Origin of the sequence: Haloglomus litoreum (assembly GCF_029338515.1) — an archaeon.
Classification (GTDB): Archaea; Halobacteriota; Halobacteria; order Halobacteriales; family Haloarculaceae; genus Haloglomus; species Haloglomus litoreum.
On the sequence record NZ_CP119988.1, the window covers coordinates 3,178,021 to 3,200,273 of the forward strand.

Annotated in this window: 24 protein-coding genes; 16 read left to right on the plus strand and 8 right to left on the minus strand. The window is 64.5% G+C overall.

Annotated elements, in window-relative coordinates; translation table 11 throughout:
- From P2T62_RS15875 to P2T62_RS15885, 3 genes are all read left to right on the plus strand, one after another.
- Entirely contained in the window at positions 1-441 is a 441-nt protein-coding gene (locus P2T62_RS15875) for a hypothetical protein (RefSeq protein WP_276258044.1), read from the plus strand.
- A gap of 228 nt (positions 442-669) precedes the next feature.
- Positions 670-1,197: a DUF7342 family protein gene (locus P2T62_RS15880; RefSeq protein ID WP_276258045.1), complete on the plus strand. Its 528-nt coding sequence runs from the start codon at positions 670-672 to the stop codon at positions 1,195-1,197.
- A gap of 3 nt (positions 1,198-1,200) precedes the next feature.
- A complete protein-coding gene (locus P2T62_RS15885) occupies positions 1,201-1,653 on the plus strand; it encodes a hypothetical protein (RefSeq protein WP_276258046.1) in 453 nt (150 codons plus the stop codon).
- A gap of 43 nt (positions 1,654-1,696) precedes the next feature.
- Here P2T62_RS15885 and P2T62_RS15890 read toward each other — a convergent pair whose 3' ends face one another.
- Together P2T62_RS15890 and P2T62_RS15895 are read right to left on the minus strand one after the other, a co-directional pair.
- The gene (locus tag P2T62_RS15890; protein WP_276258047.1) at positions 1,697-2,107 is read right to left on the minus strand and encodes a type II toxin-antitoxin system VapC family toxin; all 411 of its coding nucleotides are present in this window, start codon (positions 2,105-2,107) and stop codon (positions 1,697-1,699) included.
- Positions 2,104-2,337: an antitoxin VapB family protein gene (locus P2T62_RS15895; protein WP_276258048.1), complete on the minus strand. Its 234-nt coding sequence runs from the start codon at positions 2,335-2,337 to the stop codon at positions 2,104-2,106. Before P2T62_RS15895 ends, P2T62_RS15890 begins: the two co-directional genes overlap by 4 nt.
- 141 nt (positions 2,338-2,478) lie before the next feature.
- Here P2T62_RS15895 and P2T62_RS15900 point away from each other — a divergent pair, with 141 nt between their 5' ends.
- The 3 genes from P2T62_RS15900 to P2T62_RS15910 all read left to right on the plus strand — a co-directional run bounded on the left by P2T62_RS15900 (position 2,479) and on the right by P2T62_RS15910 (position 4,392).
- Positions 2,479-3,414 (plus strand): NAD-dependent epimerase/dehydratase family protein, encoded by a 936-nt coding sequence (locus P2T62_RS15900; protein WP_276258049.1) that lies wholly within the window; start codon positions 2,479-2,481, stop codon positions 3,412-3,414.
- A 113-nt stretch (positions 3,415-3,527) separates the two neighbouring features.
- Positions 3,528-4,094: a type IV pilin N-terminal domain-containing protein gene (locus P2T62_RS15905; protein WP_276258050.1), complete on the plus strand. Its 567-nt coding sequence runs from the start codon at positions 3,528-3,530 to the stop codon at positions 4,092-4,094.
- A 121-nt stretch (positions 4,095-4,215) separates the two neighbouring features.
- Positions 4,216-4,392 carry a hypothetical protein gene (locus tag P2T62_RS15910; RefSeq protein WP_276258051.1) on the plus strand — a complete coding sequence of 59 codons (177 nt, stop codon included), beginning with the start codon at positions 4,216-4,218 and terminating at the stop codon, positions 4,390-4,392.
- A 12-nt stretch (positions 4,393-4,404) separates the two neighbouring features.
- Here P2T62_RS15910 and P2T62_RS15915 read toward each other — a convergent pair whose 3' ends face one another.
- Positions 4,405-5,577 carry an RNA-guided endonuclease InsQ/TnpB family protein gene (locus P2T62_RS15915; protein WP_276258052.1) on the minus strand — a complete coding sequence of 391 codons (1,173 nt, stop codon included), beginning with the start codon at positions 5,575-5,577 and terminating at the stop codon, positions 4,405-4,407.
- Positions 5,578-5,579: 2 nt separating this feature from the next.
- Positions 5,580-5,969, minus strand: a complete 390-nt coding sequence (gene tnpA, locus P2T62_RS15920) for an IS200/IS605 family transposase (protein WP_276258053.1) — start codon at positions 5,967-5,969, stop codon at positions 5,580-5,582.
- A gap of 309 nt (positions 5,970-6,278) precedes the next feature.
- Between tnpA and P2T62_RS15925 the strand changes: the two genes are divergently transcribed.
- A complete protein-coding gene (locus tag P2T62_RS15925) occupies positions 6,279-7,274 on the plus strand; it encodes an NAD-dependent epimerase/dehydratase family protein (RefSeq protein ID WP_276258054.1) in 996 nt (331 codons plus the stop codon).
- A gap of 42 nt (positions 7,275-7,316) precedes the next feature.
- Here P2T62_RS15925 and P2T62_RS15930 read toward each other — a convergent pair whose 3' ends face one another.
- The 3 genes from P2T62_RS15930 to P2T62_RS15940 all read right to left on the minus strand — a co-directional run bounded on the left by P2T62_RS15930 (position 7,317) and on the right by P2T62_RS15940 (position 8,527).
- Positions 7,317-7,721: a PIN domain-containing protein gene (locus tag P2T62_RS15930; RefSeq protein ID WP_276258055.1), complete on the minus strand. Its 405-nt coding sequence runs from the start codon at positions 7,719-7,721 to the stop codon at positions 7,317-7,319.
- Positions 7,718-7,957, minus strand: a complete 240-nt coding sequence (locus P2T62_RS15935; protein ID WP_276258056.1) for an antitoxin VapB family protein — start codon at positions 7,955-7,957, stop codon at positions 7,718-7,720. The genes P2T62_RS15930 and P2T62_RS15935 overlap by 4 nt, the downstream gene beginning before the upstream one ends.
- 81 nt (positions 7,958-8,038) lie before the next feature.
- On the minus strand, positions 8,039-8,527 hold the full coding sequence (locus P2T62_RS15940) for an NUDIX domain-containing protein (RefSeq protein WP_276258057.1): 489 nt from the start codon (positions 8,525-8,527) through the stop codon (positions 8,039-8,041).
- A 145-nt stretch (positions 8,528-8,672) separates the two neighbouring features.
- On the opposite strand from P2T62_RS15940, the gene P2T62_RS15945 reads away from it, so the two are divergent.
- The 9 genes from P2T62_RS15945 (at position 8,673) to P2T62_RS15985 (ending at position 20,712) form a co-directional block, all read left to right on the plus strand.
- Entirely contained in the window at positions 8,673-9,848 is a 1,176-nt protein-coding gene (locus P2T62_RS15945; RefSeq protein WP_276258058.1) for an NAD-dependent epimerase/dehydratase family protein, read from the plus strand.
- A gap of 190 nt (positions 9,849-10,038) precedes the next feature.
- Positions 10,039-11,949, plus strand: coding sequence for an asparagine synthase-related protein (locus P2T62_RS15950; protein ID WP_276258059.1), 1,911 nt, complete (start codon positions 10,039-10,041; stop codon positions 11,947-11,949).
- A 72-nt stretch (positions 11,950-12,021) separates the two neighbouring features.
- Entirely contained in the window at positions 12,022-13,092 is a 1,071-nt protein-coding gene (locus tag P2T62_RS15955) for a ketopantoate reductase family protein (protein ID WP_276258060.1), read from the plus strand.
- Positions 13,089-13,574 carry a GNAT family N-acetyltransferase gene (locus P2T62_RS15960; RefSeq protein WP_276258061.1) on the plus strand — a complete coding sequence of 162 codons (486 nt, stop codon included), beginning with the start codon at positions 13,089-13,091 and terminating at the stop codon, positions 13,572-13,574. The genes P2T62_RS15955 and P2T62_RS15960 overlap by 4 nt, the downstream gene beginning before the upstream one ends.
- Positions 13,575-14,388: 814 nt before the next feature.
- Positions 14,389-14,673 (plus strand): sugar-transfer associated ATP-grasp domain-containing protein, encoded by a 285-nt coding sequence (locus P2T62_RS23535; protein ID WP_474198283.1) that lies wholly within the window; start codon positions 14,389-14,391, stop codon positions 14,671-14,673.
- 80 nt (positions 14,674-14,753) lie between these two features.
- A complete protein-coding gene (locus P2T62_RS15970) occupies positions 14,754-16,610 on the plus strand; it encodes an asparagine synthase-related protein (protein WP_276258063.1) in 1,857 nt (618 codons plus the stop codon).
- 65 nt (positions 16,611-16,675) lie between these two features.
- Positions 16,676-18,100: a lipopolysaccharide biosynthesis protein gene (locus P2T62_RS15975; protein WP_276258064.1), complete on the plus strand. Its 1,425-nt coding sequence runs from the start codon at positions 16,676-16,678 to the stop codon at positions 18,098-18,100.
- An 83-nt stretch (positions 18,101-18,183) separates the two neighbouring features.
- Entirely contained in the window at positions 18,184-19,671 is a 1,488-nt protein-coding gene (locus tag P2T62_RS15980) for a lipopolysaccharide biosynthesis protein (protein WP_276258065.1), read from the plus strand.
- Between the two features lie 48 nt (positions 19,672-19,719).
- The gene (locus tag P2T62_RS15985; RefSeq protein WP_276258066.1) at positions 19,720-20,712 is read left to right on the plus strand and encodes a glycosyltransferase family 2 protein; all 993 of its coding nucleotides are present in this window, start codon (positions 19,720-19,722) and stop codon (positions 20,710-20,712) included.
- A 19-nt stretch (positions 20,713-20,731) separates the two neighbouring features.
- Here P2T62_RS15985 and P2T62_RS15990 read toward each other — a convergent pair whose 3' ends face one another.
- The gene (locus P2T62_RS15990) at positions 20,732-22,135 is read right to left on the minus strand and encodes an ArnT family glycosyltransferase (RefSeq protein ID WP_276258067.1); all 1,404 of its coding nucleotides are present in this window, start codon (positions 22,133-22,135) and stop codon (positions 20,732-20,734) included.
- Between the last annotated feature and the right edge of the window lie 118 nt (positions 22,136-22,253).

The window sequence follows — 22,253 nt, forward strand, 5'->3', positions numbered from 1 at the left end:
ATGAATGGTGATGGCTCGTCGTACGACGCAGCGGAGGCGTCCCATCGGGCGCTGCGCAGCATCCAGCGAGAACTCGAACGCCACCCGACCATCTCGACGGTTCGAGGCTTTCCATCAGGTGCGTACACGCAGGTGGTCGCGGAGGTCGCAATCGACCGTCTCGAGACCGATGCGACCGAGGGGACACTCACGGTACGCTGGTTCGCCGGGGAGACACCGGAGAAGAAGCCGACGTTCTCCTTCCACTACAGCGATGACAACGGTGACTTCGGGTGGCATCACGAGCCGAATCCACACGTCGATGGGTGGGGGCACGTTCAGGCGCGACCCGATTCTACGGCCACGTACGACTACGAGCCGTATGCCTTCTCCTCGGACAGTCCGGCCCGGGTCGTCTGGGAGATGATGTCGCAGCTCGTCTCCACGCTCCAGTCCCGGTGACATCCCTCCCGGTCGAAGCGTGGGGGGGCTTTCCGTACCGCAGGCGGAACAGTTGCCGATCTGCGACACGACCTGTTCTCACGGGACGAACGCCCACTCTCGGTATCGTCAGGTCGACGTTCACCTGGCGGTGGGCTGTGAGGGCCTCTCGCAGCTGGGGGATGGCTGTGTACTGGATATATTCGGAGAGGTCCCAATTCATAAGCACTCTCGATCCGTAGCGGAGGCATGGTCGACTCGTGGACCGACTCGACGACGGCCAGAGAGCGGGTCGAGACCATCGCGACGACGCTCTCGGAACCGCGGACCGTCAACTGGGTGGCCGAGCAGGCAGAGGTGGAGTGGGACACCGCGAAGCGCCACCTCGCGAGCCTCGCGGATGCCGGTCTCCTCACGGTGACGGACGATGGCCAGTACGTTCCCGACCCGACGCGGGCGTATTTCGACCACCTGCGGGACCTCATCCTCGAGAACGAGCGGTCGGAACTCCGTGCCGAACTGGAGGCCATCGCAGAGCGGGCCGACGACTGGAAGCAACGGTACGGGGTCGGATCGCCCGAGGAACTCGAGGCGACGCTGGCCGACGACCTGCCCGGGGACGAGGTGTCCGAACGCCGTCGCATCCTCCGTCGGTGGGAGCAGAGTCAGCGCTCGCGGGACCTCATCCGGAAGGCGCTGGCGCTGTACGACGACGTTCAGTCGCTCGGTGACGGCACTGCCGAGCGTTCAGGATCAACCGTCGAAGAGGCTGGCTGACCCGTGCCACCGATATTCGGGGTGTGGAACCCCACGGAGCCGAAGCTCCTGCGTCGGGTCCACGACCGGCTCTCGGACACGGCCGGGTGTACCAGCGTTCGGTACGTCCCGTCAAGACTGGACGCTAACGAGGTCGTCGCGGAGATCGATCCCTCGGTATTCCTCGGCCGGTCGTATCCCGCCCCCGAGGCTCGGCTCCGGGTAGAGTTCGACCTCTCGGGCGACCGCCCGCACTACTGGATCCAGTGGTGGGAACCGACCACCGGCCGGAGCATCGGCAGGCACGCGGACGATACCGAACCGGAGTTCGGTCCAGCACACTTCCAGGTCGAATACGGCGACGGGACCACCGACCGTCGGGTAGTGTCGTATCCTGCCGATGACCACCCGTATCGCGTGTTCGAGTACTGCCTGTCGAGTATCGACGACGAACTGCGGGCGCTGGATCGGCCGTAGGATGTCTCAGAGACGGAGGCCAGCCTTCAGACCGCTCGCAGGTTCAGGAGGAGTCAACGATCACGTCCACGTCCAGCAGCTGCTGTACCGGTTCCCTCTCGAAATCGTCCCTGTCGCAGGTCACGAACGTCGCCCCGATGTCACGGGCGTGCGACCCGATCAGGAGGTCGCGCATCTCGAGCGACGTGTCGTGCCTGGCCAGGTTCGCCTCGACCGACGCGGCGGTCAGGCCCCCGCTCTGCGTGAACCCCTCTACCCCGTCGAGGACACGCCCGAGCCAAGCGTGGACCGCCTCGCTGTTCTCCCGCCGTCTCGCCGGGCGGAAGAACTCGAACACCACCAGCGAGGAGGTCACGAACTGCTCGTCGGCGTGACGCTGCAGGTAGGGGACGACCTCCTGCTGCCGTTCGGGGTGCCCCCACCTGGCGAGGACACTCGTATCGAGGAGCCTCATCCGGCGTCCCCGGACTCCATCTCCAGCGAGTCACGGACCTCGGACGACGACTCCTCGACGGCGTCGGCGAAGTCGCTCCCGAGGCCACCGGCCAGCTCGGCGATCCGCTCCTCCGTACTGGGTGAATCTGTCAGCCGGAGGACGACATCGCTGAAGCTCTCTCCCTCGCGCTTTGCGGCCTTGAGCCGGTCGTAGGCCTCGTCCCGGAGTGAGATGGTGGTCGTCCCCATGCATGCATGTACATGCACGCAGCCAGTAATCGCTTTCGGCGAGGTGCGTACACGGCATCCGAGAACGCCTCCGGTTCCGCAGTCGAGAAGCGGGACGACGACTGACGGAATCCCTTTACCCCCGCTCCCCACACGACCGATATGCGCGTTCTCGTCACGGGCGGCTGTGGCTACATCGGCAGCGTCCTCCTCCCCCTGCTCCGCGAGGACGAGCGGGTCGACCACGTCCGCGTCCTCGATTCACTCGAATCCGGATCACCGCGGGCACTCCGCGGGCAACTGGGTGGCGACGACCTCTCGTTCAAGCGCGGCGACGTCCGCGAGTACGGCGACGTCGAGGGCGCCGTCCGGGACGTGGACACCGTCGTCCACCTCGCAGCTATCACGGGTGCGGCCTCGACCCACGACCGGCGCGAGGAGACGTTCGCCGTCAACTACGACGGCACCGAGAACGTCCTCCGCGCCGCGGGCAAACTCGGCGTCGACAACGTCGTCTTCGCCTCCTCCTGTAACGTCTACGGCCGGGCACCGAGCACGGCCATGGACGAGACGACCGATCCGGACCCCATCAACCCGTACGCCGAGACGAAGTTGCAGAGCGAGGACCTCCTCCGGGAGTACTGCGCGGACCACTCGATGGACGGCACCGCCCTGCGGATGGCGACCGTCTACGGCGACGCGCCCGGTGTGCGGTTCAACCTCGTGGTCAACTACTTCGTCTTCCGGGCGCTCACCGACCGGGCGCTGACGGTGTACGGCGACGGCTCGAACTGGCGGCCGTTCGTCCACGTCCGGGACTCGGCACGGGCCTACGCGAGCGCGGCGCTCGAACCGGAACGGTGGGAAGAGACCGTCTACAACGTCGGCTCGAACGACGCGAACTACCGGATCAGCGAGATCGCCGAACTCGTCCGCGAGGAGGTCGGCCCCGTCGACGTGACCTACCTGGAGGACGAACACCCCGGGCCGTCGTACAATGTGAGCTTCGACCGCCTCGCGGGGACCGGCTTCGAGACGGAGTGGTCGCTCCGCGAGGGGGTTCGGGACATCGCCGACGCGTTCCGGGACGCGAACTGAGTTCTCCACCACCGGCCGACGCCATACCCAGCCACAGAGGCCCGCTACGGCACCATCTGGTGCAGAGGTGGTGCCAGCCGTTATGTGCGCCGGTCCGAGATATCTCCGGTATCATGGGGTCGAGGGGGCCGAGAGCGCTGGTCGAACGGGCCGTATCGCCGGTCATCGGCGTGGTGCTGATGGTCGCCATCGTGGTCATCCTCGCGGCGACGATGGGCGTGTTCGCGATGGGCTTCGGGGACGACCCGGCGACCCCCCAGCCGAACATCGACTTCACCTTCGAGTTCCACGACGACGTCGGGGACAACGGTGAGGACGCCCTCGACATCGTCCACGACGGCGGCGAGACCGTCGAGGTGGCCGACGGAAGCCAGCCCCAGACCGTCGCTGCGGGCGACCTCTACATCGTCGCCGACTACCCCTACGAGGACGACACGCTGGCCGCGAGTGGCTTCGAGTGTGGCTCACCCTCGGGCGGACAGTATGAGTGCAGCTTCAACTTCGACGACGAGTTCGCCATCCCCGGCGATTCGATGTCGGCCGGCGAGCGGTTCCGCATCTACGGGGCCGACCCCAGCACCGAGTTCGAGAAGGCCACCGTCCGCATCGTCTACAAGCCCGAGGATGGCACCCGGAGCTACGTCCTCGCGACCTGGGAGGGCCCCGAAGCCGGGAACTGAGAGGGGAGGACCGAACCGTCGTGTCTCCACCACCCCAAGAGGGCCGCCGGATCGACGAGTCATCGATGTCCTGGCAGTGCGTCCCACAGTAATTTCATTCCCGGCCGCCAATCGGGCCCGTGTGTCACTGGCGTACAGGTGGGTGACGACGCTCATCGCGGGGCTGGTCGTGCTCCCCGTCTACCTGCTGGGATGGGTGAGCGACATGAACGCGCTCCTGTACTTCGCGATACTCGACAGTCTCCTCTACTCGCCGGTGTGGCTCGGCTACATCGCTGACTTCCTCTCCTCCGAGTGACTTCTCCCACGACTAAAGTCGTGGGCTTCCCTCACGGAGGGTTAGGCCCACGTCTTCCGGGGAGTTCGCAGGTTCCATCTCACCGCTGGTTCCCTTGAGTACGACCTGCGTTTCGGGCTGAGCCACAACAGCCCCCGCCGAGGATAGCGGGCTCGTGATGTCCTTACCCACGGCTCGTTGACCGATGTTCGACGCCCCATTCTTGTCCGCATTATCCTCTAACCCGCAGTCCTCACACTCCACCCGGCCCTGCACCTCACGACTCGTGTTCTGTGATCCACACCGCCAACACGTCACCGACGTGTCGTACTCCTCAACCGGGATACACTCACGACCGTCAAGATGGGCTTTGTACGTGAGGCGGTTCGCCAGCTTCGCATACGGCATCTTGTGCGTCTTGTCGTTCACGTACCGGCCTTTGTCGTTGTCGAAGCGCAACCCCGTCATATCACCGAACACGATGACTGCGTTGCGCTCCCGAGCGCGGGCGATGAGTTCGTTCGCCACCTGATGCAACTCGTGGTCGACCGTCCGCGACTCCTTGTTCCCGAGGCCCTCGATCACCTGCGCTCCCGAACGCACCTTCGCCTTCCCGATGGATTTGCGGAGCTGCTTGTAGTGTTCACGGACGCGACGGACTTCCGCGCCGTGGAACTGCGTGTCGCGGTCGGAGAGGAACGTGCTGACGGCTATCCACTTCGCACCCATATCAACGGCGAGGACGTCGTCGTATTCGTCTGCGACGGCCACAGACCGCGTGCAGACGAGGTGGACGTACCACTCGCCATCCCGGTGGACGAGTTCCGAGTCACGGATGTACTCGTCTTCGAGGAGGTGCGTGTCTTTCTCGGGGACACGAACGGGCACCCAGATGCTATCCCCGCGTTCTTTCTCGGGGTTGTAGACGGGGAGTTTGAACCACCACGACGAGAGGACGGTATCCTCGTCGTGTTCGATGGTGATGCAGTCGTTGCGGAGGACGACGGGTTGGTCAGTGTCCGCTCGCGGGTTCTTGTTCGAGCGGACTTTGCCCGCCTGTTGCTTGGTGGCGGAGTAGAGGGTTGCGTCCTCGTCACCGTGAACGGCGTCTTGGAACGCGGAGTATTCACGTTCGACGAGTCGGGCTTTCCGCTCGGTGAGCGAGTGGAGTTTGACCCGTACCGTAGTGGTGACGTCTCGGCGCATCGTTATCGTCCGGTCTGTGCTTCGATGTACTCCTCGATAGTCTGACTCGACACCTCTCCTGCCGATGAGACGAAGTACGAGCGCGTCCACAGCGAGGGGAGGCCGAAGTCGAACTCCTCGCGGAGGTTCCGCGAGGTGTAGCCCTTGACCTGTTGGATGATTTTGTTGGGGGAGAGCTTCGGGGTGCCCGTGATGAACAGGTGTACGTGGTCGGGCTGGATTGCCAGCCGGAGGATGTCGAGGTCGAGTTCGTCGGCCTTCTCCTCGATGAGGTGTTCGAGACGGTCGGCAACCTCGTCGGTCAGCACCGGTTTGCGGTACTTCGGGCACCACACGAAGTGGTAGTGGAGATTGTGTACCGACGTTCGCTCTCGACTGTACCCCCGTGGCATACGATTAGATAGAGTCTCATTTATATTATATGCTATGACTGCATCAACCTTCGGTCGGCTATCGAGGATGGTTTGTGACGAGTGTGGTCGGATTCTTCCCACGACTGAAGTCGTGGGCTTTCTCCTCGATCTCGTGTAACGAGGCAGGCCACGCCACGGCGACGAACCGTTCGGAGACCGACCGTCTCTCGGCACCTTCCCACCCGGGGGCAGAGACGCTCGACTGGCCCCAGGGAGCCCCACACCCAGACGCGTCCGCCCGTCGCCCGTACCGGACGAACTATTTACCCGGCAACCGAGTAACCACTCATGGACGAGGACACGACGGGCGACGGCGACGCGCCTCACGTCGCCGTCACGGGCGCTGCGGGCTACATCGGGAGCCGGCTCGTCACGGAGATCCAGGAGACACACGAATCCTGGGACGTGACCGCCATCGACAACTTCTATCTCGGCGATATCCGAGAAATCCGCGACGTTTCCGTCGAACACGTCGACATCCGGAATCGGGACCGCCTAGAGGACGCGCTGGCCGGCGCGGACGTCGTCATCCATCTCGCGGCTATCTCCGGCGTCGACGACTGCGAGACCAGACCCGACCTCTCGTACGAGGTGAACGTCCAGGGGACCAACAACGTCGCCTGGTTCTGCCGGAAGACCGGCGCCGCGATGGCGTTCCCGTTCTCGATGGCCGTCATCGGGGACCCCGACGAGTTCCCCATCACCGCCGAGATGGAACGGGACCCGCTGAACTGGTACGGCCGGACGAAGGTGCTCGGCGAGCGGGCCGTCGAGACGATGGCCGAGGGCGCCTTCCCGGCCCACCAGTTCATGGTCTCGAACCTCTACGGCGGACACTCCATCGATGGCCGGCAGGTCTCGAAGGGGACCGTCATCAACTTCTTCGTGAACCGCGCGCTCGCCGGCGAACCGCTGACGGTCTACGAGCCGGGCGACCAGGCCCGCAACTTCGTCCACGTCCGGGACGTGGCGGGCGCGTTCCTGCGCAGTGCCGAGAGACTGCTGGAGGAACGCGCCGCGGGCGAGACCGGCAGCACCGCCTACGAGGTGGCGACCGACGAGGACCCCGGCGTGATGACCATCGCGGAACTCGTCCAGCGGCTCTGCATCGAGGAGGGCGGCCCCGAGGTGGAGATCGTCCTGCAGGAGAACCCGCGCGACGAGACGCTCGTGAGCGAGTTCGGCGTGGACACGTCCCGGACGCGAGCGGAGCTGGGATGGTCTCCCGAGGAGAGCGTCGAGGCGACGGTCCGGGAGTTGCTTCGGACGGGGCTGGACGGCTGAATATCGCAGGTTCGAGCCCCGGTGGCCGACCGCGGTTCCAGTTCAGTAGCCGACTCGCGTCAGGCCATCCACGTGGTCGAAGTCATCATCGTCGGAGACCACAGGTTCGTTGACCTCTAGTGCCGTCGACGCGACGATGGCGTCCGCCGGTCCGAGGGCTGGCTTGCTGTCGCTCCGACGGTGCGTCCCTTCCAGTACTCCCGCCCGCTTCGCTATCGACTGCGTCAAATCCACCGTCGGTCTGCTCGAGATGAGTCGCCGGTACGCGCGCTGGTCCTCCAGCCTGTACTGCTGGCGGTTCGTGTGCCCAACCGGGATGAACAGCTCGAACCACACGATGGTGGGTACTCGCAACGGGACACCCGAGGTCTCGAGTTCCTCCGCCTTCGCCAGCGCCCCCGGATGTCGGTCCTTGAGTGCGCCGAGGAAGTTCGTATCGAGAATCATTCCTCGTGGAGGAGTTGCTCGACCGCCTCGTCCTCCTCACCCTCCGCCGCCTCAATCACGCGCTTCTCCTGCTCCCACCGGCTCTCGTCTCGGTCAGCGAACTCGTCCGCGAAGTCCAGCAGCGTGTAGTCGTTCGTCAGACGGTCGACCGCCTCGGAGAACGTCTCATCCTCGCGTTTCCGGCTCTTGATGCGTTCGTACACGTCCTCCTCCAGGCGGACGGTCTTCGTTCCCATGTGTATACGTCGTTTACAGGCCCACATCAGCGTTGTGCCGCCCCCCTCGATAAGGGCTAGAGACGGAACCGGCCTCCGACCTTACGACCCCCCAACAGCCCGCAGGTCGCGCGCGTACCGCTGGACGTACTCGTGGTACGACTCGTCCACGTCGGCGGGCTGGACGAACCGAACGCCATCGTGCTGGTCGTCGAGTGTCACGTCCTCGGCCGAGAGGTCGCCGTCCGCGTCGGCCGCCCGCGCCCGGAACGCGATGTTGACCGTGTGGCGACTCGGCCCCGGGGCACTCGTCTCCCACCGGTGCTCGTAGACGCCGAGCCGGTCGCCGATGGTGAGGTCGACCCCGAGTTCCTCGCGGCCGACCCGTCGGGCGGCGTCCTCCAGCCGTTCGCCCTTGTAGAGACGGCTCCCGGGCCAGAACCACTCGTCGCACGCGGGCTCGTTCGTCCGGTGGGCGAGCAGGACGGCCCCGTCGGCCCGCTCGACGACGACCTCCACGCAGACCTGTGGCATCCGCTCGATGAACTCCCGGAACGTCTCCTCGGGGACGAACTCGTCTTGGACGCGCATGGGGGAGCGTTCCGCGGCGAGCCCATGAGGGGTTCGGTCAGCGACCGGTTCCTCTCGGATGTCAGCGACAGCTCCTCCCGGAGTGTGCCCGGACCGCGTGACAAGATATTTGTAGCCGGCAAGTTACTCACAGAGTGAGTAACCAATGACGATCATCGTCACCGGGGCGGACGGCTTCATCGGCTGGCCGACCGCGCTCCGCATCGCGAACCGCACGGACGAACGCGTCGTCGGCGTCGACAACCTCGCCCGCCGCCAGTGGGTCGAGGAGATCGGCTCGAAGAGCGCCGTCCCCATCGCCGGCATCGACGAGCGCCTCGCCGCGGCCGAGGAGCAGGGCTACGGCAACCTCTCCTTCGTCGAGGGCGACCTCGCCGAGCGCTCGTTCGTCGACGAACTCCTGCAGGTCCACGAGCCGCGTGTCGTCGTCCACGCCGCCGCCCAGCCGAGCGCGCCCTACTCGCAGATCAACGGCGAGCGCGCCAACTACACGCAGCACAACAACATGCAGGCCACCCGGAACCTCGCGTTCGGGCTGGCCGAGAACGGGCTCAGCGACACGCATCTCATCGAGACGACGACGACGGGCGTCTACGGCGCCCCCGAGTTCCCGATTCCCGAAGGCGGCGCCGTCATGGAGAACCAGGGCGAGCGCGACGAGGTTCCGTTCCCGGCAATGGCGGGGAGCTGGTACCACCTCACCAAGAGCCACGACGCGGCGAACCTCCGGCTCGCGCACGACCAGTTCGACATCCCCGTCTCGGACGTTCGAACCGCGATTACGTATACGACCGAGACCGAGGAGACCGCGGCCGACGAGCGGCTGGCGACCCGCTTCGACTTCGACTACTACTTCGGCGTCGTCTCGCACCGCTTCTGCGCGCAGGCCGTCGCGGAGTACCCGCTGACGGTGTACGGCAAGGGCCAGCAGCGCAAGCCCTTCATCTCGCTGGAGGATGCGGTGGAGGGGCTGGCTCGGTTGGCGCTGAACGACGTCGACGACCGACCTGACGACCACGTGGTCTACAACCAGGTGACGCGTGCGATTTCCATCGTCGAGATCGCCGAGACCATCGCCGAGGTCGCACAGGAACACGGGCTGGACACGGAGGTCACGCACGTCGAGAACCCGCGCGACGAGGACGAGGAGCACGCGATGGAAATCGAGAACGAGCGGTACATGGACCTCATCGGTTCGCAACGGGTGGACTTCGAGGGCGGTGTCCGGGACGGGATCAACGAGCTGATCGAGTACCAGGACGTGGTGAAGGCCCACGAGGACCGCTTCCTGCCGGACGCGCTGCAGGAGGACGTGGAGTGACGGGAAGCGACACGTCCAGCCGGAGACGGACTCTCGTCGAGGTCCTTCGATGACCGAGGGTAATTGCGATCGTCTCGGATCTCTGTAGCGGACCGCACTGCCGGGCGTCGCGGTCACTCCGACGATACCTCGAATCACCGGAACCGATACCCTCGAAGGAGTTATCGCTCGGGCGGAAATCAACCCACGTATGGTCGGGATTTGCGGCGTTCTCGGGGGGAAGGAGGAGGGGGTACGACGGTTCCTCGAATCCCAGCCACGGACGGGACGCGAACGCACCTCGACGTTCACCGATGATCGGCTCGCGGTTCGCGTCGACGGGCACGCCCCGGCCGTAGCGCACCAACCCGCGACGGCGTCGGATGGCGACGTTCTCGTCTGGGTCTGGGGGGACCTTTTCGGCCACACGTGCACCGAGACCGGGGTGTACGTGCCCCGGGAGGACCCCACTGGGTCGGATGCTGCCTACGTCGCAGAACGCTACGATGTCGCCGGGCGGGAGGTTGCGGACACCCTGAACGGGCAGTTCGTGGGCGTCGTCTACGACCGCTCCCGGGAGCAGGTGACGCTGTTCAACGACCGGCTCGGGTCGCGACCCGTGTTCCACACCCGGACCGCGCGTGGGGCGTTCGCGTTCACGACCTCGATCCAGGGGTTCGCCTCGCACCCGGACATCCCCATCGCGTTCGACCAGCCGTACCTCTACGAGTATCTCGCCCTCAAGAAGGTGTTCGGGACCCGGACGCCGATCGCCGGCGTCGAGAAGCTTCCCCCTGCGACGCTGGCGGCTGTCGACCTGCCCGATTTCCAGGCGGGCCGAGATAGCGATGGCGAACGCGGGGCGGCCGAATCGGACGGGGCGGGCCCGCTCCGAACCGAGTGCTACTGGCGACCCAGCTACCAGCCGACGAACCGGCGGTTCTCCGATCTCGTCGACCGTTTCGCCGACCTGATCGTGACCGTCGTCGAGGAGCGCGTCTCGGATGACCGCCGGTACGGCCTCATGCTGAGCGGTGGCGCCGACTCACGGCTCGTCCTCGCGGCGTTCGCTGCCGTCGACCAGCCGGTCACGGTCCTCCACATGAACGACTGGCACAACCGGGAAGCGCGAATCGCCGAGCGCTGTGCGGACGCGGCCGGGGCCGAGTTCCGGTTCCTCCAGCGGGGCGACGACTACCAGGCGAACGCTCTAGAGCGGAACCCGCAGTTCGCGAACTTCGCGAGTTCGTTCAACCAGGCACACGCGAGTGGGTTCGCGGACGTGATCGCCGACGAGGTGGACGTTCTCGTCTCGGGGCATTATCCGAACGAGATGGTCGGTGACTTCGCGGACCTCCCGACACCGGTGCTGGACACGCCGCTCGGCTACATCGAGATCCCGGTCCGGAAGCGTCTGGAGGGGCCGTCGGACTACGTGGCGTTCCTCGATGCCGACCTCCCGTCGTATCTGGAGACGCCGCCGACGCTCGCGGATATCCTCTCGGACGAGATCTACGAGGTCGACGATGGGATCGTCCACCACGGCGTCGGGTACGGCTCGATGCAGGACCTCGCGGTCTTCAGCGAGATCTACCCGCTCACGAACGATACGGAACATCTCAACTACGTCGATCTGCTCAGGATCGCCCCGTACTGGACGCCGTTCCTCGACGACCGGGTCGTCGAGTTCGCCGAGGCACTCCCCATGGCCTATCGCACCCGCCGTGACCTCGTCAAGCAGACGTTGCGGAGGCTCGACCCGGAGCTCGCGGCGCTTCCCGACGGGAACACCGGCGTTCCGGTCAAGTACCCGTATCCCGTCCACTACCTGGCCGATAAGGCCGTGCGGTTCCGGGCGAAGTTCCTCCCCCGACGGACTCCGAAGCCGCATTACAGCCACGACTCCTGGCCGGACAACGACGAGCTCCTGCGGGAGCAGGAGTTCGTCCGTGAGACTATCGACAGGAACGAGGAGCTGATACGTCGACTGCCGTTCGTCGACTGGGATGGGGTGGACGAATGCTACCGATCCCAGCTCGCCGGCGCGTATCGCAGGCCCGAGCTGTTCACGCTGGTCTCGATACTCGGGATGCCGCTCGCTCGGTCGGCGTGTGCGGACTGACCTGCTGCCTCGGGAGCCACCACGCACCACACATTTTAGCCGGCGGCGGCTGTCGCCACGACCGGGACGGAAATGAACGACTCGGAGTACGAGGCTGGGGAGGGGACGGAGGCGGATGGCACGCCACAGGAGCGGCCGGGCGTCGAATGGGCGCGTCCGGGGTCCGTCGGTGTCTGTGTAATCGGGGCCGGAGCGATGGGCGGGTTGCTGGGCGGGAGACTGGCGAACGCGGGTGCGGACGTTTCGCTCGTCGACCAGGGTGCCCACCGCGAGGCGATGGCGGAGAACGGACTGACGCTACTGGGCCCCGACGACACCCGACACGTCGTCGTGAATCCGACCGTCCGTGCCGATACGGCCGACCTCGGAACGCAGGATCTCGTCATCCTCAGCGTGAAGGCGTACGACCTGCCCTCGGTCGCGCCGAGCGTCGGCCCGCTGGTCGGCCCTGAGACGGTCATCCTCCCCGTGCAGAACGGTATCCCGTGGTGGTACTTTCACGGGTTCGACGGCGAGCTGGAGGGCCACCGAATCGAATCCGTGGATCCGGACGGCGTCGTCGAGCGCCACATCGACACCGAGCGGGTGATCGGCTGTGTTCCGTTCGCGGCGGGCGAGGTCGTCGAGCCGGGCGTCGTCCGACACACGGAGGGACGGTGGTTCCCCGTCGGGGAACTCGACGGCACGACGACTCCCCGCATCAGGGGCATCACCGACCTGCTCGGGCGGATCGGCCTGCGGTCCCGGGTCCTCGACGATGTCCGGTCGGAGCTGTGGCTCAAGGCGCTGGGGAACCTCTCGTTCAACCCGGTCAGCGCGCTGACACGGGCGACCCTGGGGGAGATCTGTCGCGACCCGGAGACCCGGGCGCTGGTGCGGACGATGATGGAGGAGGCGAAGGCGGTCGCCGAGGCACTGGGCGCCTCGTTCCGCCGGTCCATCGACGACCGCATCGAGGGGGCCGAGACGGTCGGTGACCACCGGACCTCGATGCTGCAGGACCTGGAGCGGGGCGACCGACTTGAACTCGAGGCGCTGGTGGGGACGGTCCTGGAACTGGCCGAGGTCACCGGCAAGCCCGCCCCGACCATCCGTACCGTGTACCGACTGACCCACCTGCTCGACGAGACCCGGAGGAGATGACAGACGACACCACCGTTCGGATCAGGAAGATGCGCGAGGAGGACGTCCCGGCGGCGATGGACGTCCTCGACAGGTACGACATGGCGCCGAAGACGGACCAGGAGGACGCCGAGCGGAGCGAGATCCGCGTCGAGAACTCGTTCGTCGCCGAGGACGGGGAGGATGTCGTCGGCACCGCGAGCTACATCGTCCACAGCGACACGCTGGCCGAGACGGCCAGCATGGCCGTCCATCCCGACTACCGCGGCGAGGGACTCGGCTACCGGCTCCAGGCGGCGCGGCTCGAGGAGATGCGCGCCCGTGGCATCGAGACCGTCCGCACGGAGACCGACCGCCCGGGGACCATCGACTGGTACATAGAGCACTTCGGCTACGAGCGGGTCGGAACCAACCCGAAGAAGCACGACTTCAGCCTCTCGGACGTGGACGAGTGGACGGTCCTCGAACTCGACCTGGATGCCTGGTCGGACGGGAGGGAGTGAGCGTGGCCCCGGGGCTCCTCCGGAAGGCACTGGACTACCACGCGGACCACGGCCTCGCCCGGACGGTGGGAGCGACGGCCCGGTACTGCGGCGAGCGGTTCGAGGAGCGGTGTGACACGGTCGGCCGGATGCTCGACTGGGACCGCGGGCGGGGTTACCCCCTCCGGACGCGACTCCGAGCCGCCCGGCTGGGCCTGAGCGCGCATTCGTATCTCTGGCTGGGGCTCGACGACCCCGATGCGGACCCGGACCGGTATCTGAAATCGGTCGAGCCCATCCGGCGACTCAACCACCGGCACGTGGTGCCCCTCCACAACAAGTACACCTTCCAGCTGCTGACGGAGCCGGAGCTGCCGGTGCTCCCGGAGCTGTACGGCCTCATCGACGGGGGGGTGTTCAGACCCCGGGCAGCCGACGAGGACGACCCCCTGGCCGTCCTGGACCGGGTGGGGAAGCTGGTACTGAAGCCGACCCGGGGCGGAAAGGGGACGGGCGTCCTCTTCCTCGACCGGACGCCCGACGGCCCCACCCTGAACGGCGACCACGTGGCTCGGTCGACGCTGCGGGAGCGACTCGCGGGCCTGGACGAGTACCTCGTGACCGAGTTCGTCCGCCAGCACGACTACGCGGCGACCATCTTCCCCGACGCCACGAACACGCTCCGCATCTACAGCGTGTTCGACCGCCGCACCGACGAGGCCGAGGTGTTCCGTGCGGTCCACCGGCTGGGCTCCGAGGCATCCGCGCCAACGGACAACTGGTCCCGGGGGGCTACTGCGCCCCGGTCGACATCGAGACCGGGCGGCTGCGACCCCTGCTGCTGGTCGACGGCTCGACACGGTCGGCGCTGGAGCGCCATCCCGCGACGGGCGCGACCGTCGAGGGGGTCTCCGTTCCCCACTGGGAGGCCGTCCGCGAACTCGTCCGCGAGGCGGCGACCCTCCACCGGTACGCCCCGCTCGTCGGCTGGGACGTCGTCGTCACGGCCGACGGGCCGGTCCTCATCGAGGCGAACGCCCGACCCTCGAAGGAACTTCTCCAGCTGGAGGACGGGGTGCTGGACGACCCCCGGTTCCAGGCACTCCGCTCGGAGCCCTGACCGTCGGTCGTCGGGGGCCGGGGCGAAGCGGACCGACGGGCTCCGATACTGATTACTAGCGCCGCGTTCAGGTCCGCGCAATGGCCGGCATCTGTGGGGTCGTCGGCGCGGGGGGAGAGCATGTCGAGCGGGTGGCAGCTGACCTGGAGTGGACCGGCGAGGAGATGACGACGGCGTACGAGGACGACGCCATCGCCATCAGTACCGCGTTCACCGACGAGGACGGCGCCGACCAGCCCGTGTCCGTCGGGGAGGGGACGCTGCTCTGGGTATGGGGGTCCGTCTTCGGCGCCGAGCGGGCGGACGGCTACCACCCGAGGGACCGGACCGCCGAGAGCACCGCGGCCTACTGTGCCCGGCAGTACCGCGAACTCGGAGAGGGGTTCGTCGCGGGCCTGAACGGTGACTTCGTCGGCGTTCGCTACGACCCGAGCGCCGGGGAGGTGGCCGTCTTCACCGACCGCCTCGGCCTGCGCGACACCTACTACTGCCGGCCGACCGACGACACGCTCGTCTTCTCGACGGCGGCCCAGTCGCTCTCGCGACATCCGGCCGTCACGCCGGCCTTCGACCCCGCGTTCGCCGCCGAGTTTCTCGCCTGCGGCTGCCGGACCTTCGGGGTACGGACCCCACTGAAGGACACCCACCGCTTCCATCCCGGCGCCGTCACGACGGTCGGCACCGACTCGCTCGACATGGCGATGGAACCGTACTGGGTTCCCCGGTACCGGCCCGAGGACCGGCCGTTCTCGTACTTCGTCGACGAGTTCACGGAGCGGTTCCGGGCCGCGGTCTCCGAACGCCTGCACCCGGACTGCGAGTACGGCCTGCTGCTGAGCGGCGGAGCGGACTCGCGGCTCGTCCTCGCCGGGATGGACGAGCGCGAGCGCGAGAGGCTGACCGCCTACATCCTCGGCGACTGGCGAAACCGCGAGATCCGCACCGCCGAGACGGTCGCCGGGACGGCCGGCGTCGACTTCGAGTTGCTCGAACGAGACCGGGACTACCACGAGCGAGCGCTGCAGCGCAATCCTGGACTGTCGAACTTCGTCGGCCGGTTCGACCAGGCCCACGCCGAGGGGATGATGGACCGCATCCGCCCCGAGGTCGACGAGATGGTGACCGCGAGCTTCGCGGACTCGAACTTCAAGGGCCACAGCTTCCCCCGTCGTTCGATCCGAGTGGGGCCCGTCGGCACCGTCTTCTTGCCGGCGTTCGAGCCGATGGATAGCGTCGAGGCGTACGTCGACTATTGGCTGGATGACCAGCCCGAGTATCTGGCTGACTCCGTCGACGTCAGGAGGACACTTCGCCGCGAGATTCACCCCACGGGTGGTGGAATCGAGCACCACGGCGTCACGTACGGCTCGCCCGAGGAACTGTTCGTCTGTGGCACGCTCACCCCGCGGACGAACGGGAGCGTGCTGTTCCTGCTGCAGAGCCTCCGCCAGCACTGCCCCGCGTGGAGTCCGTTCGTCGACAACCGGCTGGTCGACCTCTACCTCTCGATGCCGACGCGCTACTTCGCCGGGCGGAACGTCATCCACCGGGCGATGGAGCGACTCGACCCGGACCTGGCGGCCATCCGGTACGCGAACACCGGCGTTCCCATCTCCTGGCCGTTCGCAGCACACTTCCTCGGCGACCTCGCGGTCAGGTTCCACGATGCCTACCTGCCCGTGAACGAACCACCCGAGCCGCACCACTCGCATGGCTCCTGGCCCGACATCCCGGAACTCGTCCGCGAGACGTCGTTCGTCTGGGACTCGATTCAGCGTCACGAGGAGACGATCCGTCGGCTGCCCTTCCTCGACTGGGAGGGGGTTCTGGCGTGCTATCGCGACCACATGAACGGTGCGGACCGGTACAAGGAGCTGTACGGACTGGTGACGTTGCTGGAGCTGCCCGTGACGCAGCACGTCTTCTTCCAGAGATGACTCACCGACGGCGGCGGTAGCGGGACTACGGTAACGTTGAAGCGGCTTCTCGTGGAAGTATATCCGTGCCCGACGAGATGAACCTGCGCCGGGAGGTTCTCAGCGGCACCATTGCGCAGGTACTTCGGTTCGTGATAGGGTTCGTCGGGACGGTCGTGATGGCTATCATCCTCGGCCCGGAATCGTTCGGCGGGGTGGCGCTGGTCGTGACGCTCGTCTACTTCCTCGACCAACCAATCGAAGGCTGGGCCATCGCGGCCAAGCAGCGAATCGCGAGCGGGGCCCAATCCCCCGAGATTGCATTCGGCGGGTTCCTGCTTGCGACCACAGTGTGGCTGGTCGTCATTGGTATCGGCGTGGCTATGACTGCTGGGCAAATCCAGTCGTTCACTGGACTGGAAATCGGCCCGCCCTTCGTACTACTGGTTGCTGTTACGACTTCAGTGCTCGCTGGACTCCGATCGCTGCTGGCAGGCCGCGGACAGGTCGGCGCCGCCAACTGGTACCAGACCGCTACTGCACTCACCACGACGCCGCTTCAGGTTGGCCTTGTTGTTATCGGGTACGGCGCGCTAGGGATGCTTGGGGGACTCGTCGCCGGGACCGGCGTCCTGCTTCCGTTCGCGGTACGGCGGGTCACACCACGACTCTCGCACCCAACGCGGGCCGAACTGCTCTCTCAGTGGCGATACGCGCGCAAAGTCATCATCCAGATTGTTTTCGGACGGGTCTATGCCCGGGTCGACCTGTTCCTACTCGGTACCCTGCTCTCGCCGTCCTCGGTGGGTCACTACCAAGTGGCTTGGAAGCTGGTACTTCCGACGGCGGTAGTAACGGGGGTCGCTGCCGGAGGATTGATGACCCGCGTCGCCAGTAACACCGGCCGAGGAGAAAGCCCGGTCGACGAAATTGAAGGTGTCCTCTCCTTCGCGAGTGTGCTGGCGATTCCGGCGTTCTTTGGCACGGCGGTCCTCGGGCGACCGCTCCTCATCGCACTCTTCGGGCCGGCGTACGCCCCAGCAGCCACGCTGCTGGTCGGCCTCGCCGCCTTCCGGGTGCTGTCTACCCAGTCGGTCCCTCTCGTCCAGACGCTAAACGGACTTGACGCCGTCGGGCAGACCATCCCAATCAAGGCGCTCGGTCTGGTAATTAATGTCATCCTCGGCGTAGTTCTCGTTGACCGGTACGGGGCTATCGGTGTCGTCGTCGCAACGATACTTGCACAGATGCTCGTCTACGCGTTGCTCGTTAATGCCGTCCGCTCCGAACTGGGAGCGTTCTCGCCAGTTACCCTCCCATTCGTGGCTCAGTTGGTTGCCGGGACTTCGATGGCGGTCGGTCTACTCGCACTTCCCCTCGATCTTGAGGGTCCGTGGACGGTGGCGGTCGCCGTCGGGCTTGGTGCCGTCGGCTACGGAGCCATCCTCCTCGGCCTCAGCGCTGGTACCCGACAGATCGCGCTCGCTACTATTGATGATCTGACCAGTTGATACAACTCTGACCTGAATTCCAGGTCTGCCGGGCCGTGGCCTTCGGTGAGACTTTGCCCGGTCCCGCCACAGGGTGGAGATAGATGCCGAAGGACCCTACCGACGCCACCCAGCCGGCTACCGATGCCGACGGTGGCGCCCGGGGGATGGACTTCGACCGGGAAGTGGTGAGCGGGACAGCAGCGCAGTTGATCCGGGTCGTGATTGGGTTGCTCGGGGTCGTCGTATTCGCGGTCGTTCTTGGACCGGCGTCGTTCGGGGGCGCAACGCTGGTCCTGACGATTGTGGCCATCCTCGAGCAGCCAGTATTTGGGTGGGCGATGGCGTGCAAACAGCGACTCGCCGCCCAATCAATCTCTGGAGGTGCAGCGCTGGTGATGCTCACAGGGGGAACCTTAGCGTGGACGGGAATCGTCTTGGGAGCCACAGTTCTGTTCTCGCCGACAATCATGAGATTCACCGGTCTGCAGTGGGGCTGGCTCTTTGTCCCGCTTCTCCTGCTGACGACGGTACTCCTGGCTGCACTCCGGGTACTCATCGAGGGGAAAGGTCGAATCGGTGCTGCGACGTGGTACGAGACAGCCGCCGCAATCACCACGACGCCACTACAGGTCTGTCTCGTTCTCGTCGGTTATGGTGCGTATGGGATGCTTGGAGGTCTGACCGTCGGGGCGGGGATCCTTGTTCCGGTCGCTGTTCGGACCTTCGGATGGAAGGTTGAGCGGCCGACGAGGACCGATTTTCAATCGGTTTGGGAGTACGCCCGCTGGGGAATTGCCCAGTCACTGCTGGGTCGGGTGTTCGCCCGGCTTGACGTTCTCCTCCTAGGGTTCCTACTCGGACCGCTCTCGGTCGGGTGGTACGAAGTTGCCTGGAAGGTCGTCCTCCCAGCTGGAATCATCTCCCAGGTTGCCGGCGGCAGCCTGATGACCAGCGTGGCCTCCGCCACTGGGGGCTGTGGCCGAGTAACTGATGAGAAGATCGCAGAAATCAGACGGACACTCGGGTTGGGTGCGTTTCTCGCCATTCCGGTAGTTTTCGGGGCGCTCGTGGTCGGAGAATCCCTCCTGATAGCCGTCTTCGGAGCGGCCTACCGTGACGCCACGCCGCTGCTAATCGGACTCGCCGGGTTCCAAGTGCTCGTAACGCAGACGACGCCGCTCCTCCAAACCCTGAATGGGGTCAACCGGATCCGGATAACGGTCCCGATCACGGCGATAACGCTCATCATCAACGCCGTTCTAGGCCTCCTACTGGTTCCGGAGGTCGGAGCGGTTGGCGTCGTGATTGCGACGCTCGTCGCACAGTTGATACAGTACCTTCTCTCACTGGCTGCCGTAATGGAGTCCATTGGTCGGTTCGTACCCATCACCAGACTGCTCACGGTTGAGACCATCGCTGGTGCTGGAATGGCCGGCCTGCTCGCCAATATCCCTGGGCCAGCCAACACGCTGCCAGTCGTAATTGGTTACATCGTTCTCGGCGGGGCAAGCTATTTCGTTCTCGTCCTCGCCCTGAGCCCGGAGGCACGGACGTTCCTCCAGAAACTACCAATTGGTCCCTGCTCCTGAGATACCAGCAGACACATACGAGTGGGAAGTCAATGGTATTTCGAGAGCGTGGCGAGTAACGAGAACGGGGAGCAGGTGCCGAGGGTCACTGTCCTCACGACGACCTATGAACGGGCGGATACGCTCGCAAGGCCGTACGAGAGCCTCTGCGAACAGACATTCTCGGACTTCGAGTGGCTTGTTGTGGATGACCGCTCGAACGACGGAATCCGCGAACTGGTCGAAGGCTGGAAGCAGGAGGTGCCCTTCGATGTTCGATTCGTCACTCAGCCGCAGGATAGGACAGGTCGCCACTGTGCGCTGAACATCGGGGCAGAGTCGGCGCGTGGCGAGTTCGTCCGGCTGCTAGATTCGGATGACAGCTGTCCTCCAGATTCGCTCAATACCCTCGTCGCCGAATGGGAGCGCATCCCCTCTGCCCGTCGCGCGGAATTCGCCGGGGTACTGGGGCGAACTCAGTTCTCGGACGGCACGCCGTTCGCCGATCCACTCCCGGAGTCTCCACTGGACTCGTCTCCCACAGAGATTCGCTACCAATATCGACTTGAAGGCGATTACGTCGGAATGTTCAGACGGGACGTCCTCCTCAAGTTCCCGTTCCCCGAGCGTCAGGATGTCCGGTACATTCCAGAATCGATCGTGTTCGATCGTATCGGGCGAGAGTACACCGTTCGGTATATCAATGAGATAATCGACATCTACCATGCGGGTTCAGAGGACGGGCGATTGACGACTATCGACTTCCGAAAGAAGGCGACCGAGATACGTCTGCTGAAGCAACAGCAGCTGAACGACGACATCGAATGGGCCGGCGACTACCCACTAAACTTCGCAAAGCTGGCTGCCAACTACGTGCGGTTGAGTCTCCACGAAGGGCGGGGGCTGAGAACGCAAGCTGAATCTCTCGACAGTCGGCTAGCTCGGGGATACTGGTTGGCTGCTGCTCCGCTTGGAATATTCCTCTACTTCTCGGATCGCTATTGGCCAAATAACCCAATCATCTCGTATATCAAGTCAATGTATCAAAACTATGATGAATGAGCTCAGCGCCTGAGAATTGTCAGTCTCTGACATAGACCGTGATATCTGAATATTCTTTCAGTACCGAGTATTCACCAGTAGGAAAGCCACACATGCGCCAACACTGATCCGGATCGACGATGACCAACTCCCTCTTTGGACTGGTAACGAGATCTCGTACAGACTCGCGGGTGTATGTGATATTCCGATTCACCTCGATGTAATATGGGTTTGGAGCGATAGGTTTCTGGTCAGATAAGTGATAGTATTCTGCTTCATGACCGATGATTAGCAGTTCCTCTTCGTCCGACATATTCGAGTCAATGACGGCAGCTTTCTGTTGCTGTCGGAGCAATCCCTCCTCCGACGGGTTAACCGCGGTGAGGATAAGGTAACCTCCGAAAGACACGGTCGGTACAATCAGTAGTGCAATCAGGACAATCGCCAAGAGTGCGGATCGAGATTCAAACCGAGTGCGGTGCCGCCACAGTTCGGAACCGAGGATTCCAACCAATAGCGAGGCAAATGGGAGGGTATGGATGAAGTAATGGCCGTACTGCCGGACGAGCAACGGGAGGAGCGACAGTCCTCCTGCAGTCAACAGAAACTCCCAGATCATCCTTTGATAGGGACCATTTTCACGTTTCCACTTCCGAAAGGCCAGGTCGGCGCCAGCAGCAGAGCCTAACCAGAATAGTGGGAATCGCAGCAACATCTCGTAGAGATTACTGAAGGAAGTTCCAAGGGAGTTTGACGAATAATTTGTTAAATTCGCTATGATTGTCCAGTAAACCAGATCCTTCAGGTTTCCAACCAGCAGATACAGGAATCCGATACCCAAGATTGGGGCACTGACTGCGAGAGCAAAGGTAGCGACGTCCAATCCTGCAGAGTAGAGATCCCTCCTCTTGTCCCGAAGCAGCAAGAGGCAACCGACAAGGACAAAGAATCCAGCCGTCTGCTTGAAAAGGATTGCCCCACCAGCCAGGACTCCGGCGAAAACGAGCAGCAGACGGCGACCCTGACGGAGAAACATCCACATACTCAGAGATGCGATGGTAATCAACAGCGCCATTGGTGGCTCTGCGAACACGTCGACTCCCTCGTAGAGCGGAACCGCTGATAAATAGCTGATTCCAGCAATCGCCCCCGATTTCCAGGAGTCCAACTCTCGACCGAGTACAAAAATCACCCCCGCTGTCAGAACGTTTATAGCGAGATAGATTATTCTGATGGCCCAGACCGACTTCGAGAACATGAGGATACCGGCTAGGAACAGATAGATTCCTGGAGGCTTGTGGTCGATGTATTGAACATATGGAAGCGTTCCTCTCAACAGTCCATCAGCCAGTACTAGGAATGTCCCACCATCCGGACCTAGAGGGAGATTCATGAGTACTGCGTTCACGGCCGTCACGAGCAGAAACGCCGATCCGAGAAGCACCGCAAGTGCAGAATCCGAATTACGATTCAGCCGAACGCATAGCGTTCTATAGAAATCTGACGGATTTAGCATTTCTCACTCCCCATTCCGTTTCGGATACCCTGGTTATTATACACGA

Excerpts from the sequence above, each read along its gene's own strand:
- P2T62_RS15875 (WP_276258044.1), top strand. The coding sequence starts at position 1 with ATGAATGGTGATGGCTCGTCGTACGACGCAGCGGAGGCGTCCCATCGG.
- P2T62_RS15880 (WP_276258045.1), top strand. The coding sequence starts at position 670 with ATGGTCGACTCGTGGACCGACTCGACGACGGCCAGAGAGCGGGTCGAG.
- P2T62_RS15890 (WP_276258047.1), bottom strand. The coding sequence starts at position 2,107 with ATGAGGCTCCTCGATACGAGTGTCCTCGCCAGGTGGGGGCACCCCGAA.
- P2T62_RS15895 (WP_276258048.1), bottom strand. The coding sequence starts at position 2,337 with ATGGGGACGACCACCATCTCACTCCGGGACGAGGCCTACGACCGGCTC.
- P2T62_RS15900 (WP_276258049.1), top strand. The coding sequence starts at position 2,479 with ATGCGCGTTCTCGTCACGGGCGGCTGTGGCTACATCGGCAGCGTCCTC.
- P2T62_RS15905 (WP_276258050.1), top strand. The coding sequence starts at position 3,528 with ATGGGGTCGAGGGGGCCGAGAGCGCTGGTCGAACGGGCCGTATCGCCG.
- P2T62_RS15915 (WP_276258052.1), bottom strand. The coding sequence starts at position 5,577 with ATGCGCCGAGACGTCACCACTACGGTACGGGTCAAACTCCACTCGCTC.
- tnpA (WP_276258053.1), bottom strand. The coding sequence starts at position 5,969 with ATGCCACGGGGGTACAGTCGAGAGCGAACGTCGGTACACAATCTCCAC.
- P2T62_RS15925 (WP_276258054.1), top strand. The coding sequence starts at position 6,279 with ATGGACGAGGACACGACGGGCGACGGCGACGCGCCTCACGTCGCCGTC.
- P2T62_RS15930 (WP_276258055.1), bottom strand. The coding sequence starts at position 7,721 with ATGATTCTCGATACGAACTTCCTCGGCGCACTCAAGGACCGACATCCG.
- P2T62_RS15935 (WP_276258056.1), bottom strand. The coding sequence starts at position 7,957 with ATGGGAACGAAGACCGTCCGCCTGGAGGAGGACGTGTACGAACGCATC.
- P2T62_RS15940 (WP_276258057.1), bottom strand. The coding sequence starts at position 8,527 with ATGCGCGTCCAAGACGAGTTCGTCCCCGAGGAGACGTTCCGGGAGTTC.
- P2T62_RS15945 (WP_276258058.1), top strand. The coding sequence starts at position 8,673 with ATGACGATCATCGTCACCGGGGCGGACGGCTTCATCGGCTGGCCGACC.
- P2T62_RS15950 (WP_276258059.1), top strand. The coding sequence starts at position 10,039 with ATGGTCGGGATTTGCGGCGTTCTCGGGGGGAAGGAGGAGGGGGTACGA.
- P2T62_RS15955 (WP_276258060.1), top strand. The coding sequence starts at position 12,022 with ATGAACGACTCGGAGTACGAGGCTGGGGAGGGGACGGAGGCGGATGGC.
- P2T62_RS15960 (WP_276258061.1), top strand. The coding sequence starts at position 13,089 with ATGACAGACGACACCACCGTTCGGATCAGGAAGATGCGCGAGGAGGAC.
- P2T62_RS15970 (WP_276258063.1), top strand. The coding sequence starts at position 14,754 with ATGGCCGGCATCTGTGGGGTCGTCGGCGCGGGGGGAGAGCATGTCGAG.
- P2T62_RS15980 (WP_276258065.1), top strand. The coding sequence starts at position 18,184 with ATGCCGAAGGACCCTACCGACGCCACCCAGCCGGCTACCGATGCCGAC.